Genomic DNA, 16,802 nt, shown 5'->3' on the forward strand with positions numbered 1-16,802 from the left:
ATGTCCAATTCATCATTTAGGACATGGCTTTTATTTATTTCGTTTAATACTTTTTCAATAAATATCGTAATGGAATAATTGAAACAAAAACAATTAATAATGCAGCCGGTGCAGCTAGGTGATAAATCGCTTCCGATGCTTCAAAATATACTCTAACCGCTAATGTATCAAAACCAGGTGGGCGTAACATTAATGTAGCTGGTAACTCCTTTATTGAGCTAACGAAAACAAGTGCCCCTCCTGCTAAAACTCCCGGCAATATTGAAGGAAGTATTACCTTAAACATAACTTTCCAAGGAGGATGTCCAAGGCTTCGGGCAGCCTCATCAATGCGGGGAGATACTAGACTTAGCGAAGCTTCTCCTGCCTGCATTGCCTGTGGAAGAAATCGGACCACAAAAGCTAATGCAACCATATAAAAAGTATTATATAGCATCGGGATGTGATTATTAAAGATAAACACGAAACCTAGTGCAACTATGACTCCAGGTAGAGCATATCCCGCATAACAAAGCTTATCAATAATTGTCGTAATAAAAGATGGATAACGGGTTTTTAAATAGATAATTGGTAACGCAACAAGCATACATAAGATAGCTGCTAATGCAGAAACTTTAAAGCTATTCCATGCAAAACCAAAAAATCTTCCATCTAAAGCACCCATTCGAACTCCAATATTTGACCAATATCCAAGTACACTTATTGGCAAAAATACAGATACAAAAAATACAGAACTTACAAATACTAAAGCTAACGGCTTCCACTTACCTAATTTTAATATTTCTGGCTCTCGGAAAGTGTTAGAGGTTTGATAATATTTATTTTTTCTTCGTGTCCGTGCTTCAATCCACAATATTAAGATCGTAAGAATAATTAAAACTAAGCTTAGTACTGAAGCAGATTGAGTGTCAAAGCTTGCTCTCTGGAAGTAGATCGCTGCTGTGAATGTAACATATCGTAGCATCGCGATAGCACCGAAGTCAGAAAGGACATAAAGAGAAATAAGAATCGCCCCTGCACCAATGGCAGGTCGTAAAAAAGGCAAATTTACTTTCCAGAAAATCTTAGCTGTACTCATCCCTTGTGAACGAGCAACCTCTTCAAAATTACGATTCATTTTACGAAGTGACGCACTCGTAATCAAGTAAACATATGGATACGTAAACATCGTTAAAACAAAGAATACTCCCCAAAATGAATATATATTAAGTGGGTAATTTCCAAATGTATCTACTAGCCAAGGCGTATCACGCCAAAAATTACGTATCCAACCACTTGGACCAAATACAATGATATACGTAACCGCCCCAACATAAGGCGGAATAACAAGAGGTAAAGCTAGGAGCCATTGCCAAACCTTACGTCCCGGTACATCCGTACGAACGACAATCCAAGCTAGCCCAACTCCAATTATAATGGCACAAATCGTGACAGCAAACGTAAGGGAGAATGTATTCCATAATAATTGCGGAATCCTTTCATCCAAGAGACGCATCCAACGATTAACTCCCGCAAAGAGTGAACGCCACATAACATATATAATCGGAATTGACATTATAATTGCAACAATTACTCCCAGAAGTAATAGAACTGGACCTGGGGGATTACCACGCCAAATCGCAAACCATCTTCTTCTTAAGATATGGAGAAGGGTTGGGGAAGACGTTTCCCCAACCTTAGCATTTTGATCATTATTTAATTTAGATTTTTTATCAATATCATCATTCATAATGCCCTCTCCTATACATTGCAAGTTATCTATAGTTATCTTAATTCTAGATCTAATCCTGATTGTTCAATTAGTTCTTTTGTATCCTCAAAGTAATTCCCTAACTCTTTAACTGGCATTTCTTGAGATTTCAACTCACTAAATTCAACAATATGTGGCTCTACTTCTGGTGGATATACAGCACCATATTCAGAGTTAATTAAAAGCTCTAAAGATTCACCAACAAACGCTACTTGATTTTCAGGTAATAATAACCACTCTAAAAACGCTAAAGCATTAGCTTCGTTTGGTCCACCTTTTACAAGTCCTACACCCGCAGCGTTTGCTACAGCACCCATTTGGCCTTCTTCTTGATCTAAGTAAATAAACCCTACGTTGTTGTCAGTTGGCTCAAGTAATTGCTGGTGGAAATAGTAATTGTTTACTAAACCGAATGAATGTAACCCTTCACCTACTGCACGACGAATGTCGCCGTGACCTTGGTAAATACCTGCTGCATTTTCCTTAATTGTTTCAATCCATTCAGCAGTTTTTTCATCGCCCCACTCGTAACGAAGAGCTGAAACATGACCAATCATACCACCGTTACCACCACGAGTAATTGCAAATTGATCTGCCCACTTGTCATCAAATAAATCTTCTACACTTTTAGGCATTTCTTCTTCTGTAATGATATCTTTATTGTAAATAAATCCACGTGCACGAGCAGAAATAGCAAAGTATGCATTATCGTCAGCACGGAATTCTGCTGGAATTGTATCAATTCCTTCCAGGTCAGCCCCTTCTAATAACCCTTCCATGTGTAGATATCCTAAAGCTCCTAGGTCATTTGAAATATAAATGTCTGCTTGAACATTTCCAGCTTCTTCAACAAGTTGAAGTGGGTCAGCACCATGTAAAGCTACAACCTCTACACCCGTTTCTTCTTGGAACTTGTCAAGTAATGATTGAACAAAATTCTCGTTACGTGCTGAGTATACCACAATTTTCCCATCTAATTCTACTACTTCTTCCTCTTGTTGCTCATCTTGTCCACTCTCTACTTCGTTCTCTTCTGGTTCTGCTGTCTCTTCTTGTCCACCGCATGCTGCTGCAAATAGTAGTCCTAGTGAAAGGATTGCAAAAAGAAACATTTTTAAAGATTTGTTCATTGTTATTGCCCCCTATGTACTTTAAATTTAATTAACGGAATGAAATTCATTCTCAATAACCTTCATAACATGAATTATATTGCCATTGATAATCATTGTCAATACGTTCCGAAGAAAAAAATTAGTGTTCACTAACCTTTCACTTTTTTTGTCAAATGTTTTGCTTATGGTCAGCACCCTAAAAGGTAAGAACGTTCTTTCGTGATTTACTATCTTAGTGTCGAAACATAATGAAGATGCATGGCGTTTTCTTTTTTCCTCAAAACAAGAAAAAGTCTCCCCCATTAAGAGGGAAACTTCATCCTCAGGTTAATTACTCTACTACACAAACCAAGTCTGACTTAATATTAAATGAGACGACTGAACCTATTTCGATCTCTTGATCTATTGGCGCATAAATAACCATTGGGTCTGATAGAGAATTTGATTGAAAATTTATATATAATTCTTGGTATTCGCCACTGTAAGTGACTCTCTCAACTTTCCCACAATAATTCCCTGTTCCTTCGGCTACTATTTGGCAACCTTCTGGTCGAATCGAAAGTTTTACTGTTTCACATATTTCAGTTGTTTGATTCGGTAAGCATACTGTACCAATTGTTGTGGTTACATGTTTCATGTCCTTTTCTAGTTTCCCAGTAAGTAAGTTTGTTTTACCGACAAATTGTGCAACAAAGCAATTCTTAGGGCAGCGATACATCTCTCGCGGGCTAGCTACCTGCTGAATTATGCCATCTTTCATAACAACTACACGATCAGAGACAGCAAAAGCATCTTTCTGGTCATGGGTTACGATAATGGCTGTAGTATTTGCTTTTCTTAAAATATTTGTAACATCAAAACGCATTTTTTCTCTTAATCCAGCGTCTAAATTACTAAAAGGTTCATCCATTAATACTACATGAGGACGTGGAGCTAACGCTCTTGCTAAAGCAACACGCTGCTGCTGACCTCCTGAAAGCTCACTCGGATAACGACTAGCGTAATCTGCCAAGCCTACAAGTTCTAAAACTTCGATAGCACGTAATTTTCTATCTTTTGTTTTCCATTTATTTAAACCAAACATGACATTTTTCTCAATCGTCAAATGAGGAAAAAGAGCGTAATCCTGAAATACCATACCAATTCCACGTTTTTCAGGTGGCAAAGAGCGGTGGTCATCGTACACAACTTGATCTCCAATTGATATTTTCCCCATACTCGGTTGCTCAAAGCCAGCAATCATTCTTAACGTTGTCGTTTTCCCACAACCACTGGGTCCTAATAAAGTAATAATTTCTCCTTGTTCTATCTTTAAATCCAATGCATCAACTGCCGGTTGTAATGCATTAGAAAAAAATTTCGATACTTGTTCGAGATGAATAAAGCTCACGATACTTAACCCCCTTTGACAATATGTATCTGCCTTTATCTCAAATAAATTCTGAATATAAAAGTCTAATGATAATGATTTTCATTTTAATACAATTATATCATAGGCTTTTTTTTAACGTCAATGTTGTTCAAGAGCTTGTCATATGTTTCGTCAACATTTCTACTGTTTTTACAAAGTGAGTGAGATACTTGTTCAGAGGCAAGGTACTCTACTTCAAAATCCATTAATTTTCTTATAAAATATTAATCTTTATCCTGTTTATAAAGACACAATTAACTGTTTTTCATATACATATATCAAGACTTTTTAAAGCGAGGTCTCTTAATGGATAATTTGCAGTTCAACAAAAAAGATTATTCAATGTTTCATATAATAACTTTTTTCTCACTTACGGCAATTTTTATCGTTTCAAATCTTTATATCATGATACCTTTACTTGATAGTGTTTCCATTACTTTTTCAATTTCAACGACACAAGCAAGTCTTTCAATAAGTGCGTTTTCTTTTTTCTATGCTTTTGGGCTAATTTTTTTTGGGTCTTTATCTGAACGTTTTGGGTTAAAAGAAACGATCTCAGTTGGGCTTTTCATTCTTACAATTTTAATGATTGTTAGCTATTACATCAGTAACTTTTCGGCGTTTCTTATTCTTAGGGGATTTCAAGGGTTTTGGGCAGCGACGTTTGCACCTGTCTCTTTCATTTATATATTTAACGTACTTTCTTTAAAGCATCAAGGTATAACAATTGCCGTTATTAATACAGGATTCTTATCAGCTGGCGTTGTTGGACAACTGTTTAGTTCTTCTATACATCTTTTTTGGGGTTGGGAAGGAGTCTTTATTGCATTATCGTTACTTTATTTACTTCTTTTTATCTATTCATTAAAATGTTTACCTCGTCCTACAAAACCCGCTCAATCGAGGTCGGTCCATTCGCTAATTAGAACTTTATTAAAAATACCTTTTAGAAAAGACCTAAGAAAACTCTATTTTATAACATTTACAATCCTTCTAACTTTTGTAGCCTACTACACTTCATTAGAAAATTATTATTCTACTATACTTGGTTTCCTCCCTGAAAATACACTGCTTATTAGGAGTTTTGGATTAACCGGGTTACTACTAACAATACTTTCGAACAAAATTAGTGGTCGAATTGGCTTTGAAAACACAATATTCATGGGGCTAACTTTAATGTTAACAGGTGTATTATGTAGTACATCCTCAATTATTCTTTTTCTCATTTTTGGATCTGTTATTTTTGTTGCCGGAACGTCAATCACCATACCTTCACTCATTTATATCATTAGTATAAAAGGTGCAGAAAATAAGAGCTTAGCAATTTCAATGTATAGCTTTATCTTATTAATTGGAGCTAGCTTCGGTAGTGTAATCACAATCATTACAAACTATTACGCAAAGCTTGCATTTTTATCGTTAATCTTACTCTGTTCTCTACTATCAATATTAATGGAAAAAAGAAGCAAACTCGTTTCAGCAAGCTGAAACATCGGAAAATCCTACCTAACTACGCTTAGAGGTGGGGGTCTTTTACCCTGAAAAAAAATCAGATAAATACCTATAATGACTAGAACCTAAAGGTTAAACTCATGTGTTCAAAGGAAGTGTTAGTATGAATGAAGATCAATTAACAGTTCAAATAATTAAGTATTTGAAAGAAAACAAAAAAAGTGCTTTTGAAAAAGTTCTTGATGAGCTCCAACCTTATGATATTGCTCAACTGTATCGTAACCTTCCTGAAAAAAATCATTTAAAGTTTCTTTTATTTTTAACACCTAAAGAGATTGCGGACCTTATCCAAGAGCTAGAAAGCGACTTACAAATTGAGATTATTCACCGGCTAGGTGTAGAAAAGTCATCAAAAATAATGGATTTGATGGAGAATGATAATCTGGCTGATTTGTTAAGTGAACTATCTGTTGAGAACATTCAAGAGTATTTATCAGTAATGAAAGCTGAAGATTCTACTTACATTCAAAATTTAATGAGTTACTCGGCTGATACCGCTGGCGGACTTATGACCAATCAATTTATGTCAATAAAAGATGACTATACTGTTCAAGATGCTGTTGATAAATTAAAATCATTCGCAGAAATGAATCATACCATTTACTACTTATATGTTATTAATGATGAAAAACAGCTTGTAGGCGTTGTATCATACCGCGATTTGGTATTAGCAGATACAAACGAAAGAATAAGTAAAATTATGTTTAATCGTGTTATTTCTGTACCTGTAGATCTAGATCAAGAAGAAGTTGCCAACCTAATTGAAAGGTACGACTTCATAGCGCTTCCTGTTGTCGATGAAAACCATAAACTTCTTGGTATTGTTACCGTAGACGATGTCATTGACGTTGTGATCCAAGAAGCTAATGAAGATATTGAAAAATTATCAGCATCAGGAAAGGATATTGACTTTTATACAAAAGCAACCACTGCTGCTTTTCGAAGGTTACCATGGTTAATTTTACTATTATTTATCGGTTTAATATCTGGAAGTATTATTAGTGGGTTTGAAGAAACACTCGAGCAAGTAGTAGCATTGGTATTTTTCATGCCAATGATCGCTGGTATGACTGGTAACACCGGAACACAATCATTAGCTGTTGTTGTTCGTGGGCTTATCACTCATAAGCTAGATAAAAAAACGGTCCTAAATCTCATTATTCGCGAGTTTAGAGTCGGAATAATCATTGGAATTATTTGTGGATTACTGATAGCTATTATTGCTTTAGTATGGATGGGTTCAGTCATTGCACTTGTTGTTGGTATCTCATTAATACTAACTTTAATCATTGGAACATTAGCAGGAACTCTCATACCGTTATTATTGTATAAATTGGGGGTCGACCCTGCAGTTGCCTCTGGCCCTTTGATCACAACATTAAATGATATCTTTTCGTTAATTGTCTATTTTAGTTTTGCAACAGCTTTTCTAGCTTATCTCTAAGTAAGTAAGTTAGTATTACGGCATCCTCGAACCATTGCCTTGTTCAACTATTGAATTAATTTTACGATACTACAATCAAAACTATAAACATAATCACCTCATACTTTCGCATACAATACAACATGTCCCGTAAAATGAGGTTGATGATAAATGTTTAATAAAGAGAAGTTGTTCGCTATTTTAGTAGGAAGTTTTATCATAAGTATCGGAATTAATAACTTTTTTGTTTCTTTTCATATTTTAGATGGTGGTATGATCGGTTTAGGCTTAATCTTTCACTACAAATATGATGTTAGTATTGGCATTTCTATTTTACTTTTAAGTATTCCTATCTATATCGCTGCTTGGGTTTGGTACCGCGAGTTTTTCTATAATAGTATTGTCGGTTTTGTTGTCTCTTCATTATTTATTGATATCTTTCATTGGCTTACTTTTAATACAGAAGATGTATCCCCACTCGTCGCGGCTTTAAGCGGCGGTGCGCTTCTCGGCATAGGAGTAGGTATCATGTTTCTATATGATGTAAGTACAGGTGGCCTAGATTTATTTGGACAGATGATAGCAGACATTACTAAAGTTAATGTAGGTATTATGATTTTCGTCATAGACTTACTCGTAGTCGTTGCAGGTGTTACAATTATTACATTTGATGAAATCATCCTATCCACAATTGCTGTTGCAGCTACAGGTGTAACAACGACAGCAATCGTCATGTTTAAGGAATCGATTGGGTAATATCCGACAATATATTTCCCAGGAAAACACAATTCAGCTAAAAATGAAAAAAATCGAGTAAATAATTACTCGATTTTTTTATTAATCAATTTTAAATTTGTTTACCTGGTCTTGTAATTCTTTCGCCATTTCTAATAGTTGTTCGGAAAATGCTGTAATTTCATTTAAGGATGTTGATTGTTGACTAACTGATGCGGCAACTTCATTAACTTGACCTGCTGCTTTCCTTGCAATATTAGCCATTTCCTCAAAGGATGCATTTACTTCCTCTGTACTTGCCGACATTTCTTCAGCTGTTGAAGTAAATAAGTCAACCTGATCTACTACATAACTAGCCGACTCCTTTATTTTTTCAAAGGCTTCACCAGATCGTTGAATTACAGTTACACCCGTATCTACCTCAGTAGTTACTTGATTCATTGCTTCTACCGTCCGCGAAGTTTCTGTCTGGATTTTTTGAACAAGTTCAGATATCCCCTCTAACGAGTCACTTGTTTGTTCCGCTAACTTTCTTACCTCGTCGGCAACTACTGCAAAACCACGTCCTTCTTCGCCAGCCCTAGCTGCTTCAATAGCAGCATTTAAAGCAAGTAAATTCGTTTGAGATGCAATTGCTGAAATGACCTCTATGATTTTACCAATATCATTTGAATAATGATCCAACTTTTGAACTAGTTTCGTCGAATTGTTTACTGATTGGTGAATAGAATTCATTTGGTTAGATACAAGTTCTACCGTATTGATCCCACTCTTTGAATCTTCCACTGTAGTATGTGTTGCATCGGATACTTGTAAAGCAGTCTCTACAATATATTGTACACCTTGGGTTAAATCATCTATTGCCTGTGCACTTTCTTCAGAACTTCTAACAGTTGTTTTAGCCCCTTCACTAACTCCGTTCATCTCACTAATAATTCGCTTGTTATTTGCACTCGCCTCATGGAAGCTATTAAACAATCTTTCTGATGTTTCAAAAAGCATATTTGTGTTTTTATTGATACTATAAATCATACTATTCATTTCGTTCACCATATGTTGAAATGCATGACCTAAGTTACCAATTTCATCTTTACGATCGACGGAAAAATTTACTGTTAAATCGCCAGCCTTCACTTGATTGACTTGCTTCGTTAATAGTCTTAAAGGCGCAACCAAAAATCTAGTCATAAGGGCTAATACTACTACACTTATGAGCGATACCGCTAATGTTATCCACATGGCTCTTTTTCTACTATTCTCTAGATTTTCAGCTACATAAGTAGCATCAAAATCTGCACCCACAATCCCAATCACTTCTCCTGATGTATTTACTATGGGAGAATAGGCATATATCAGTGAACCATATTCTTCACTATTAACCAACTCTCCAGCCATAGCTTGTCCACTTCTATAAACTTCTTCAATTATTGGATAATCTTCTATGTCTTCCTCTATATCACCAATATTTGACGCATCCTCATCACCTATTGGAAACCCATCTACGACATAATAATACTCATCAGCTTCTTTATTTTTAGCCATTGTGTAAAGATATAAAAGACCATTTGTTTCGCGAATTTGATCTAGCCTCTCACGCAAATAATAATAGTAATCAGTTTCACCTTCTATTAATATCTGTTCAAACTTACGAGCATCAATGATTTTAGCTGTACTTTCAGCCATTAATTTCGCTTGATTCCCTACTGATGATTCTACAATATTTTTTGCATTGATAAACATTATTAATCCAACAAAAGAAACCGTTAAAATAAAAAAGATAGAAAAGAACACGATTATTTTTCCTTGAATACTTTTCACTTTTCATCCCACTCCCATTAGGTTTTAAAAGAATTCACCACTCTACTCACCAAAAACATAGCCAAATTTACCCATGCGAAAATCACTAAAACAACAAAATTATACATCAGTTGACCAAAAAATGGTAGAAAAAACAAAGAGAAAGTGCTGACCTTCCCTTTTTATAGCCAAATTTACTTATTCATTCCTCTCAATATACTCAAATAAAAAAGATTGTCCATTTCTGTAAAAGCGCGGATCATAAATCCCTAACTTATCATCCTCATCAACTATTACAACAAACGGAGACCATTCATACAATGTTTTGGCTTCTGGCTTCTGGTCAAATAGATGGTCCAAATCAGCATTCTCGTGACTATAGAGGACGACATCAACAGACTTTTCTGACCATAAAGTTACTTTTGAAATCTCAATATCATGGTTATTCTTTCCAATTAACGTAAAGTTCCACGGGATAAAACTTGCTGATAGGGCTTTTTGTTCATAAAGCTCATTCGTTTGCTGATATATGATATAGCCTTGTCCTGTTTGTAAAGCAACGTGTAACAAAATCGCCATCCAAACATATCGATAAATGAAAAACGACTGAATTTTAGCTTTTTTTGCTATAATAAAGCCAATAATCATGATTGTCCAAATAACAAAGTCAATGATTGGTAACGTACCAAAGCTAATTCTGCCTTTAAAGAAAGGTTCAAAATATCCCGTTCCCCAAGCATTAAATAGGTCGCTAGTGTTATGAATAAGCACGGCTAATCCCCCCATAAGGAAAATACGCCGATCTTTCACTCTCCAAAATAAATAGCATAATAAGGCAAGGATTAACGCCCATACTGGAACCAGAAAAATTGAATGAGTAATACCGCGATGCCACATTTGATATTGACCCTCGGTATCCCAAAGCCTTGATATAACATCGATGTCAGGAATTTGGCTACCGACAACAGTCGTAAAAAGTAACGCACGCTTTTTTTCTTTGGAAAATTTTCGTTTATCTACTGCTCCATATAAAGTTAAACCGAATAATGTGTGTGTAATTGTATCCATCCAGGTTACACCAACTCTTTTTTCTATATTTTTATAATGAATCTAGTCATGAGAAAACCCTCTTTCACCAAGGGTAGCTATTTGTTGGAACTACTAATTTCGTTTCGTATGTAAATAATACCAATTTTACTTTTTCATTTACAACTTTAATGAAAAAAAGCTTTCTCCTATTATCGAAAAAGAGCTTTAATTTTATTTATTCATCGAGGTTAAATAAATTTCACAATGAACAAAAAGGAGTTGCATAAAGCTATATCTAGATACGAACGTTTCAACGCAACTAGATACAGCACCTTACCTTACTCGAAAGAATAACGAATCCTGAAATTCATTATTTAAAACAAACAGAAATTAACGATCAGCATGGTAAAAAAACAGTGGGATTAAAGCCGCCCACTGGTTTTTAGATTAAACTATTGAATAAAGTTAATATAATTCGGAATTGGTACTAACTCCTTAACTTGATAAGGGCCAATTCGATCAATGTTTATACCTTTGAATTGTACATATGAATGACCAAAATCTCTTGCTGCAAACATGATAGCTTCTAACATCATTAAGTTATCGATAGTATCTTCCGTTACTGATCCCTCAGTAAATGTAATTATGGCAGTGTCACCGTCTTCTTCTATATTATTAATGGTAACATCGTCACGAATAGAAGCTCTATACCCCAATTCAATTTCACTTTGTTTCATTTTTTCAATTACCTCTGCCAAACTTATATTTTCTTGAGCTTCTTTATTTCCTCGAACTAAAAACTTATGGTTGGTATTACTATGAAATACATAGTATCCACGATTAGGTTCTTGTAAATTCATTTCATTAAGCGGACCATATGGCCCCCAAGCTACACCAGGTTTGCCATCAGAAGTAAAATGAATTTCAGAATACTTTTGTTGAGAGAAAGTTTCCTTTAGTACTAACCTATACATTTCTGACTCTAGTGATGATAAGCTTTCTAAACTATTTTCAGGGATATCTATGTTTACAATGCCATCATTTTCGATAGTAACAGTGTTGATTGGAATGGGCGGAAAACTTCCTATACCCCATTGCTCACCCCAAAATGTTTCCTTCGCTGCTAAAAATCTCTCCGATAAAGATTTTTCATTAACCATTAATGTGATTGGAACAATCATTTCTCCTGACGGTAAGTGAGTTACTACCGCTATTGTTACAAGTTGATCATTAAATCTGTCTTCGTCATATGGTGTAACGGCACCTACATATCCCTGCTCATCTAATTCATTAGCTAAGTCTATTTCAAAGGTTTTTTCTGTTGTATCTATTCCGGTTTCTTCATCTGTCCTACCGTTCATCTCCATCATTATCTCAGCTTCATCATGGATTTCAGGGAAATCTGTTGTCAATTCTTGCTTATTGAAAAAGGGTGGTATCAAAAGCATCAATAAAAAGACAACAGAAGCAGTAGCAATAGTAGGAATAAACCAGCTCTTCTTTTTTCTTTGTATCATTTCATTTTCATGAATTTTTTCTTGAATTTTTTCAAAAAGAGCTTCTTTTGTTTGTCTATCCTCAATTTTAGGTAATTTTTTCAGTTGGTTTTCTATAGTCTTTTCATCCCATTTAGAGGATCGCTTCATCTTCCCACCTCCCTTATTTGTGATTGATCGTTGACATGCAAAAGTTCTTTTAACACTTTTATCGCTCTATGTTGAGTTGTTTTCACTTTACTTTCTGTCCACCCTAAAACCGTTGCAGTTTCAGTAATAGAAAGGGATTCAATATATCTTAATATAATGACTTGTTGTTGGTCTAACGTGCATTTACCTAACATCATATAAACTTCTTTCAGCTCTTCTTGTCCAACAATAATCTCTTCAGGTAACGGATCTTCATCTCTTATTTGGTAATCCTTTTCTGAAAGAGAAAATAGTCCAAGAAACTTTCTCTTTTTTCGATTTTGGCTTCGAATCCAATCTACTCCTACATGCCTAGCTATAGAATATAACCATGTTTTTTCACTACTGTCTCCTTTAAAAGAAGAGTAGGATTTAAAAACCTTTATATATACTTCTTGTACTAGCTCTTCAGCTATTTGTCTATTGCGGACCATGTAAAATAGAAACTGAAATAATGAATGGTGATAAGTCTCGTACAATCGCTCGAATTCATTATTCACTTCTGCTTTCCCCCCTCACAAACTAGTCGTCTTTTTATTAAAAAGGTTACACCACAACTTTTTTCAACAAAGATTAATAGTATTAAATAAAATATCTAAGTGAAATTCATAAATCTAAATATCATTATAACTGATTCAAATGAAATTTATTGCATAAAAAAATAAGAGCCTACTTTTAACGGGTTCCGTTTGCTATCACAAAACCATAAATGGCAAAAGAAAGTGCAGCCAAAAACGTATAACTAACTGCACAGCATTTGCGGTGCTTTTTTGTATCCTAATATAAAAAAATAGATCAACCTTTATTCGATTGAACATTCCAGATTTTTTTGGTTGTTTTCGTATACTTTGTTGTAGGCACTTTTCCTCTTTTTCCCGCAGGAGTCAAGTGTCTTCCGCTCCATTCCACTAGAGTCCTGGAAATTCAATCACAACTCCCCTTGTGAAAATAGCCTATTTTGAATATCTGATTGAAGTATCGCCGCGTTAGTTAGTGCAATCCTTCATCGGCTTTATGAAGAACACTTAGCATGTGTTTTTGCCTAGTTTGGGCCTTCATTGGCTTTATGAAGGACTCTTAGCTTGCGTTTGGGCCTAGTTTGGGCCTTCATTGGCTTTATGAAGGACCTTAGCTTGCGTTTGGGCCTTCATTGGCTTTATGAAGGACTCTTAGCATACGTTTGGGCCTAGTTTGGGCCTTCATTGGCTTTATGAAGGACTCTTAGCATGTGTTTTTTTTGCCTGGTTTGGGCCTTCATTGGCTTTATACAACTTTTTTATTAGTAAATCCTTTTATATCAACAAAAATTGACCGTCAAATTAGCATAAAATTTGACGGTCAATTATACATTTTTAATGTTTGCGATAGATAACGGAACCCGTCACCCTACTTTGGCTCTTGTTTTGGTACAATTCCAAAAATTTTACCCGTTTCAAATAATGAGATAACTTCGTCTAACCATGTATAATAAGCTTCAGCCTGACTGAGCTTTTTCAAGTCGCTTTTAATCAATTTCTTTACCTTTTCGCTAGTAGTTTGATCATTTAACTCCTCTAGCATTCCCTTCGTTTCTTCAATGGCAGCTGTATTTTCTACCGTCGCATTTCGCCAACGGTTAATAAAAACATTAGAAAACGATTTATACCAATCATCCTCTGTTTTGTACAAATCCTTTCTAATTCCTTTTTCCCATACTCTCTCTACCATATCTGCTTCTAGCAAAGCCCTAATTCCGGTACTCATGCTAGTTTTGCTCATTCCTAAGGCTTCACTCATATCATCTAGTGTCATTGGTTCCTCAGCAAAAAATACAGTTCCATATAACCGCCCTACTGAGTGGGAAATGTCATATAAATAAATATTTTTTGCCACTTCACTAACAAAGTGCTCTCTCGCTTTTTTCAAGTCATTAAAATCTTCTAATTCTTTTGTTTCTTTCCCTTTGTTTTCCATCCTACCTCCTCCGAACACGATTATTTATTACTGCTAGTTTAACAAAGCAAAAAAAAAGTTAACAGTTTACAGTTGAAATAAAAAAAAGAGGATAGGAAAGTATTTTTAAGTATTTCCACAGTTTATTGTGTACAGTTTTTTCTGTACGTACTTTTTGTTTGTTTTTTAAAGAATATACAGTTTGTATAGAAAATAAAAAAAGAATATAGTATACCTTAGTTATCATATGATGCGGACTTAATTTAGAACTTGTAGATAAGTCACTTATCTACAAAGAAACTGAGGTGGACAATGTGGAAAAAATAAAAGTTGAAAACTTAACAAAGGTGTTTGGCAAAAAACCTAAAAAAGCGATTGACTTATTAAAGAATAATTTATCAAAAGATGAAATCTTAAAACAAACGGGGATGACTATAGGGGTCAACCAAGCAAACTTTGAAGTAAAAAATGGTGAGATCTTTGTCATCATGGGATTATCAGGAAGTGGAAAATCAACACTAGTGCGTTTACTTAACAGATTAATCGACCCTACTACTGGCAGTGTATGGATTGATGGTGTTGATTTAGCTGCTATGGATGATAAAGAGTTAAGAGAAGTTCGCAGAAAAAAATTAAGTATGGTTTTTCAAAAATTCGGCTTATTTCCTTTCCGAACTGTCCTTGAAAACGTCGAATACGGTCTTGAGATACAAGGTATAGAGAAAGAGGAACGAAGAAAAAAAGCACAGTCTTCCCTTGAATTAGTTGGCCTTGAAGGCTACGAAGATAAATACCCAAGCGAACTGTCAGGGGGTATGCAACAAAGAGTTGGGTTAGCACGTGCATTAGCAAATGACCCAGACGTACTCCTAATGGATGAAGCTTTCTCGGCATTGGATCCGTTAATTCGAAAAGATATGCAAGACGAATTACTAGATTTACAAGAAAAGATGCAAAAAACAATTATCTTTATTACCCACGACTTAGATGAAGCTCTAAGAATAGGTGATCGAATTACAATCATGAAAGATGGCTCTATTGTTCAAATTGGAACACCTGAGGAAATTTTAACAAACCCGGAAAATGAATATGTTGAAAGGTTTGTAGAGGATGTTGATCGTTCGAAGGTATTTACCGCTAGACATGTAATGAAACGTCCAGAAACAGTTAATGCCGAAAAGGATGGTCCGCGTGTAGCTATGCAGCGTATGAAAGATACTGGCATTTCAAGTATTTACGTTACAAATCGCAAAAAAGAATTACTAGGGATAATTAGTGCCGAAAAGGCGTCTGAAGCTGTAAAAGATAAAAGTTCTAGTTTGCTAGATATTATGGAAAAAAACGTTCCTACCGTACATCCTGATACACCTTTACACGAGTTATTTGATATTGTTTCTACCTCACAAATTCCAGTAGCTGTTATTGAAAACGGCTTATTAAAAGGAATTATCATTCGGGGTGCTGTTCTTGCAGCCTTATCATCAGGTCAGGAGGTGAAATTTGATGAATCTACTACCAAAGCTTCCGCTAGCTGATGGAATTGATGCAATTGTTAATTGGTTAAAAAGTATAGATGGTTTGTTCGATGTCCCAAAAGCTGTTATCGGTTTTTTAGTTGAGTATATCAGTATTGGCTTAAGCGCAATCCCAGAATGGTTATTTATTCTTTTGGTCACAGCACTAGCATGGTTTGCTACAAAGAAAAGAGTAGGCTTACCCATCTTTGTTTTCCTAGGTTTATTTCTTATAGAAAACTTAGGTTATTGGAATGACATGCTATTAACGCTATCACTAGTACTAACATCTGCAGGGGTTTCTGTTCTCTTCGGTGTTCCGATTGGAATTTGGATGGCAAAAAGTAAAACGACAGAAAACATTATTACACCAATTTTAGACTTTATGCAGACGATGCCAGCTTTTGTATACTTAATTCCTGCTGTTGTTTTCTTTGGAATAGGAATGGTTCCTGGTGTCATCGCTTCGGTTATTTTTGCTATGCCACCTACAGTAAGACTTACTAATTTAGGTATACGCCAAGTATCTACGGAGTTGATTGAAGCCTCTGATGCGTTTGGGTCTACTCCATTACAAAAATTAGTGAAAGTTCAATTACCAATGGCAAAGAAAACGATTATGGCCGGTGTCAACCAAAGTATCATGTTAGCTTTATCAATGGTTGTTATTGCTTCCATGATTGGCGCTTCAGGGTTAGGTACAAAAGTCTACTACGCTGTTGGTCGTAACGATGCAGGTGGTGGTTTTGAAGCTGGTATTGCTTTAGTTATCTTAGCCATTATTTTGGACCGTATTACCCAAAGCTTTAACCGCCAAAAAGGGGCTGCATAAGCCGGTTTACATAAACGTTCGAATACCATCATTGAAAACTTTCTTACTTATAGAGTTTGATTAATAAGTT

At 35.3% G+C, this 16,802-nt stretch carries 13 protein-coding genes; 5 read left to right on the plus strand and 8 right to left on the minus strand.

What is annotated here, in order from left to right; genetic code table 11:
- Nucleotides 1-43: 43 nt before the first annotated feature.
- The 3 genes from BKP37_RS06680 to BKP37_RS06690 form a co-directional block, all read right to left on the minus strand.
- Nucleotides 44-1,729: an ABC transporter permease gene (locus BKP37_RS06680; RefSeq protein WP_071308850.1), complete on the minus strand. Its 1,686-nt coding sequence runs from the start codon at nucleotides 1,727-1,729 to the stop codon at nucleotides 44-46.
- 35 nt (nucleotides 1,730-1,764) lie between these two features.
- Nucleotides 1,765-2,880, minus strand: coding sequence for an extracellular solute-binding protein (locus BKP37_RS06685; protein WP_071308851.1), 1,116 nt, complete (start codon nucleotides 2,878-2,880; stop codon nucleotides 1,765-1,767).
- A 313-nt stretch (nucleotides 2,881-3,193) separates the two neighbouring features.
- Nucleotides 3,194-4,252 (minus strand): ABC transporter ATP-binding protein, encoded by a 1,059-nt coding sequence (locus BKP37_RS06690; protein ID WP_071308852.1) that lies wholly within the window; start codon nucleotides 4,250-4,252, stop codon nucleotides 3,194-3,196.
- A 327-nt stretch (nucleotides 4,253-4,579) separates the two neighbouring features.
- Here BKP37_RS06690 and BKP37_RS06695 point away from each other — a divergent pair, with 327 nt between their 5' ends.
- From BKP37_RS06695 to BKP37_RS06705, 3 genes are all read left to right on the plus strand, one after another.
- Entirely contained in the window at nucleotides 4,580-5,761 is a 1,182-nt protein-coding gene (locus BKP37_RS06695) for an MFS transporter (RefSeq protein WP_071308853.1), read from the plus strand.
- 127 nt (nucleotides 5,762-5,888) lie between these two features.
- Nucleotides 5,889-7,229: a magnesium transporter gene (gene mgtE / locus BKP37_RS06700; RefSeq protein ID WP_071308854.1), complete on the plus strand. Its 1,341-nt coding sequence runs from the start codon at nucleotides 5,889-5,891 to the stop codon at nucleotides 7,227-7,229.
- 150 nt (nucleotides 7,230-7,379) lie between these two features.
- Complete coding sequence (locus BKP37_RS06705) at nucleotides 7,380-7,964, plus strand: YitT family protein (RefSeq protein ID WP_071308855.1); 585 nt, start codon at nucleotides 7,380-7,382, stop codon at nucleotides 7,962-7,964.
- Between the two features lie 81 nt (nucleotides 7,965-8,045).
- Here the strand turns inward: BKP37_RS06705 and BKP37_RS06710 are convergent, their stop codons facing one another.
- From BKP37_RS06710 to BKP37_RS06730, 5 genes are all read right to left on the minus strand, one after another.
- Nucleotides 8,046-9,761 carry a methyl-accepting chemotaxis protein gene (locus BKP37_RS06710; RefSeq protein WP_071308856.1) on the minus strand — a complete coding sequence of 572 codons (1,716 nt, stop codon included), beginning with the start codon at nucleotides 9,759-9,761 and terminating at the stop codon, nucleotides 8,046-8,048.
- A gap of 177 nt (nucleotides 9,762-9,938) precedes the next feature.
- On the minus strand, nucleotides 9,939-10,808 hold the full coding sequence (locus tag BKP37_RS06715) for a metal-dependent hydrolase (protein ID WP_071308857.1): 870 nt from the start codon (nucleotides 10,806-10,808) through the stop codon (nucleotides 9,939-9,941).
- 413 nt (nucleotides 10,809-11,221) lie between these two features.
- Nucleotides 11,222-12,415 (minus strand): hypothetical protein, encoded by a 1,194-nt coding sequence (locus tag BKP37_RS06720; RefSeq protein ID WP_071308858.1) that lies wholly within the window; start codon nucleotides 12,413-12,415, stop codon nucleotides 11,222-11,224.
- Complete coding sequence (gene sigX, locus BKP37_RS06725) at nucleotides 12,412-12,954, minus strand: RNA polymerase sigma factor SigX (protein WP_071308859.1); 543 nt, start codon at nucleotides 12,952-12,954, stop codon at nucleotides 12,412-12,414. The genes BKP37_RS06720 and sigX overlap by 4 nt, the downstream gene beginning before the upstream one ends.
- A gap of 886 nt (nucleotides 12,955-13,840) precedes the next feature.
- Entirely contained in the window at nucleotides 13,841-14,407 is a 567-nt protein-coding gene (locus tag BKP37_RS06730; RefSeq protein WP_071308860.1) for a GbsR/MarR family transcriptional regulator, read from the minus strand.
- A 293-nt stretch (nucleotides 14,408-14,700) separates the two neighbouring features.
- Between BKP37_RS06730 and BKP37_RS06735 the strand changes: the two genes are divergently transcribed.
- Nucleotides 14,701-15,921, plus strand: coding sequence for a quaternary amine ABC transporter ATP-binding protein (locus BKP37_RS06735; RefSeq protein WP_071308861.1), 1,221 nt, complete (start codon nucleotides 14,701-14,703; stop codon nucleotides 15,919-15,921).
- Nucleotides 15,890-16,732 carry an ABC transporter permease gene (locus BKP37_RS06740; RefSeq protein ID WP_071308862.1) on the plus strand — a complete coding sequence of 281 codons (843 nt, stop codon included), beginning with the start codon at nucleotides 15,890-15,892 and terminating at the stop codon, nucleotides 16,730-16,732. Before BKP37_RS06735 ends, BKP37_RS06740 begins: the two co-directional genes overlap by 32 nt.
- Nucleotides 16,733-16,802: the final 70 nt, after the last annotated feature.

The organism is Anaerobacillus alkalilacustris (genome assembly GCF_001866005.1).
In the GTDB taxonomy this organism is placed as follows: Bacteria; Bacillota; Bacilli; order Bacillales; family Anaerobacillaceae; genus Anaerobacillus; species Anaerobacillus alkalilacustris.

What these genes read in the sequence shown, in the direction of transcription:
- BKP37_RS06680 (WP_071308850.1), bottom strand. Translation starts at nt 1,729, where the DNA reads ATGAATGATGATATTGATAAAAAATCTAAATTAAATAATGATCAAAAT.
- BKP37_RS06685 (WP_071308851.1), bottom strand. Translation starts at nt 2,880, where the DNA reads ATGAACAAATCTTTAAAAATGTTTCTTTTTGCAATCCTTTCACTAGGA.
- BKP37_RS06695 (WP_071308853.1), top strand. Translation starts at nt 4,580, where the DNA reads ATGGATAATTTGCAGTTCAACAAAAAAGATTATTCAATGTTTCATATA.
- mgtE (WP_071308854.1), top strand. Translation starts at nt 5,889, where the DNA reads ATGAATGAAGATCAATTAACAGTTCAAATAATTAAGTATTTGAAAGAA.
- BKP37_RS06705 (WP_071308855.1), top strand. Translation starts at nt 7,380, where the DNA reads ATGTTTAATAAAGAGAAGTTGTTCGCTATTTTAGTAGGAAGTTTTATC.
- BKP37_RS06715 (WP_071308857.1), bottom strand. Translation starts at nt 10,808, where the DNA reads ATGGATACAATTACACACACATTATTCGGTTTAACTTTATATGGAGCA.
- BKP37_RS06720 (WP_071308858.1), bottom strand. Translation starts at nt 12,415, where the DNA reads ATGAAGCGATCCTCTAAATGGGATGAAAAGACTATAGAAAACCAACTG.
- BKP37_RS06730 (WP_071308860.1), bottom strand. Translation starts at nt 14,407, where the DNA reads ATGGAAAACAAAGGGAAAGAAACAAAAGAATTAGAAGATTTTAATGAC.
- BKP37_RS06740 (WP_071308862.1), top strand. Translation starts at nt 15,890, where the DNA reads ATGAATCTACTACCAAAGCTTCCGCTAGCTGATGGAATTGATGCAATT.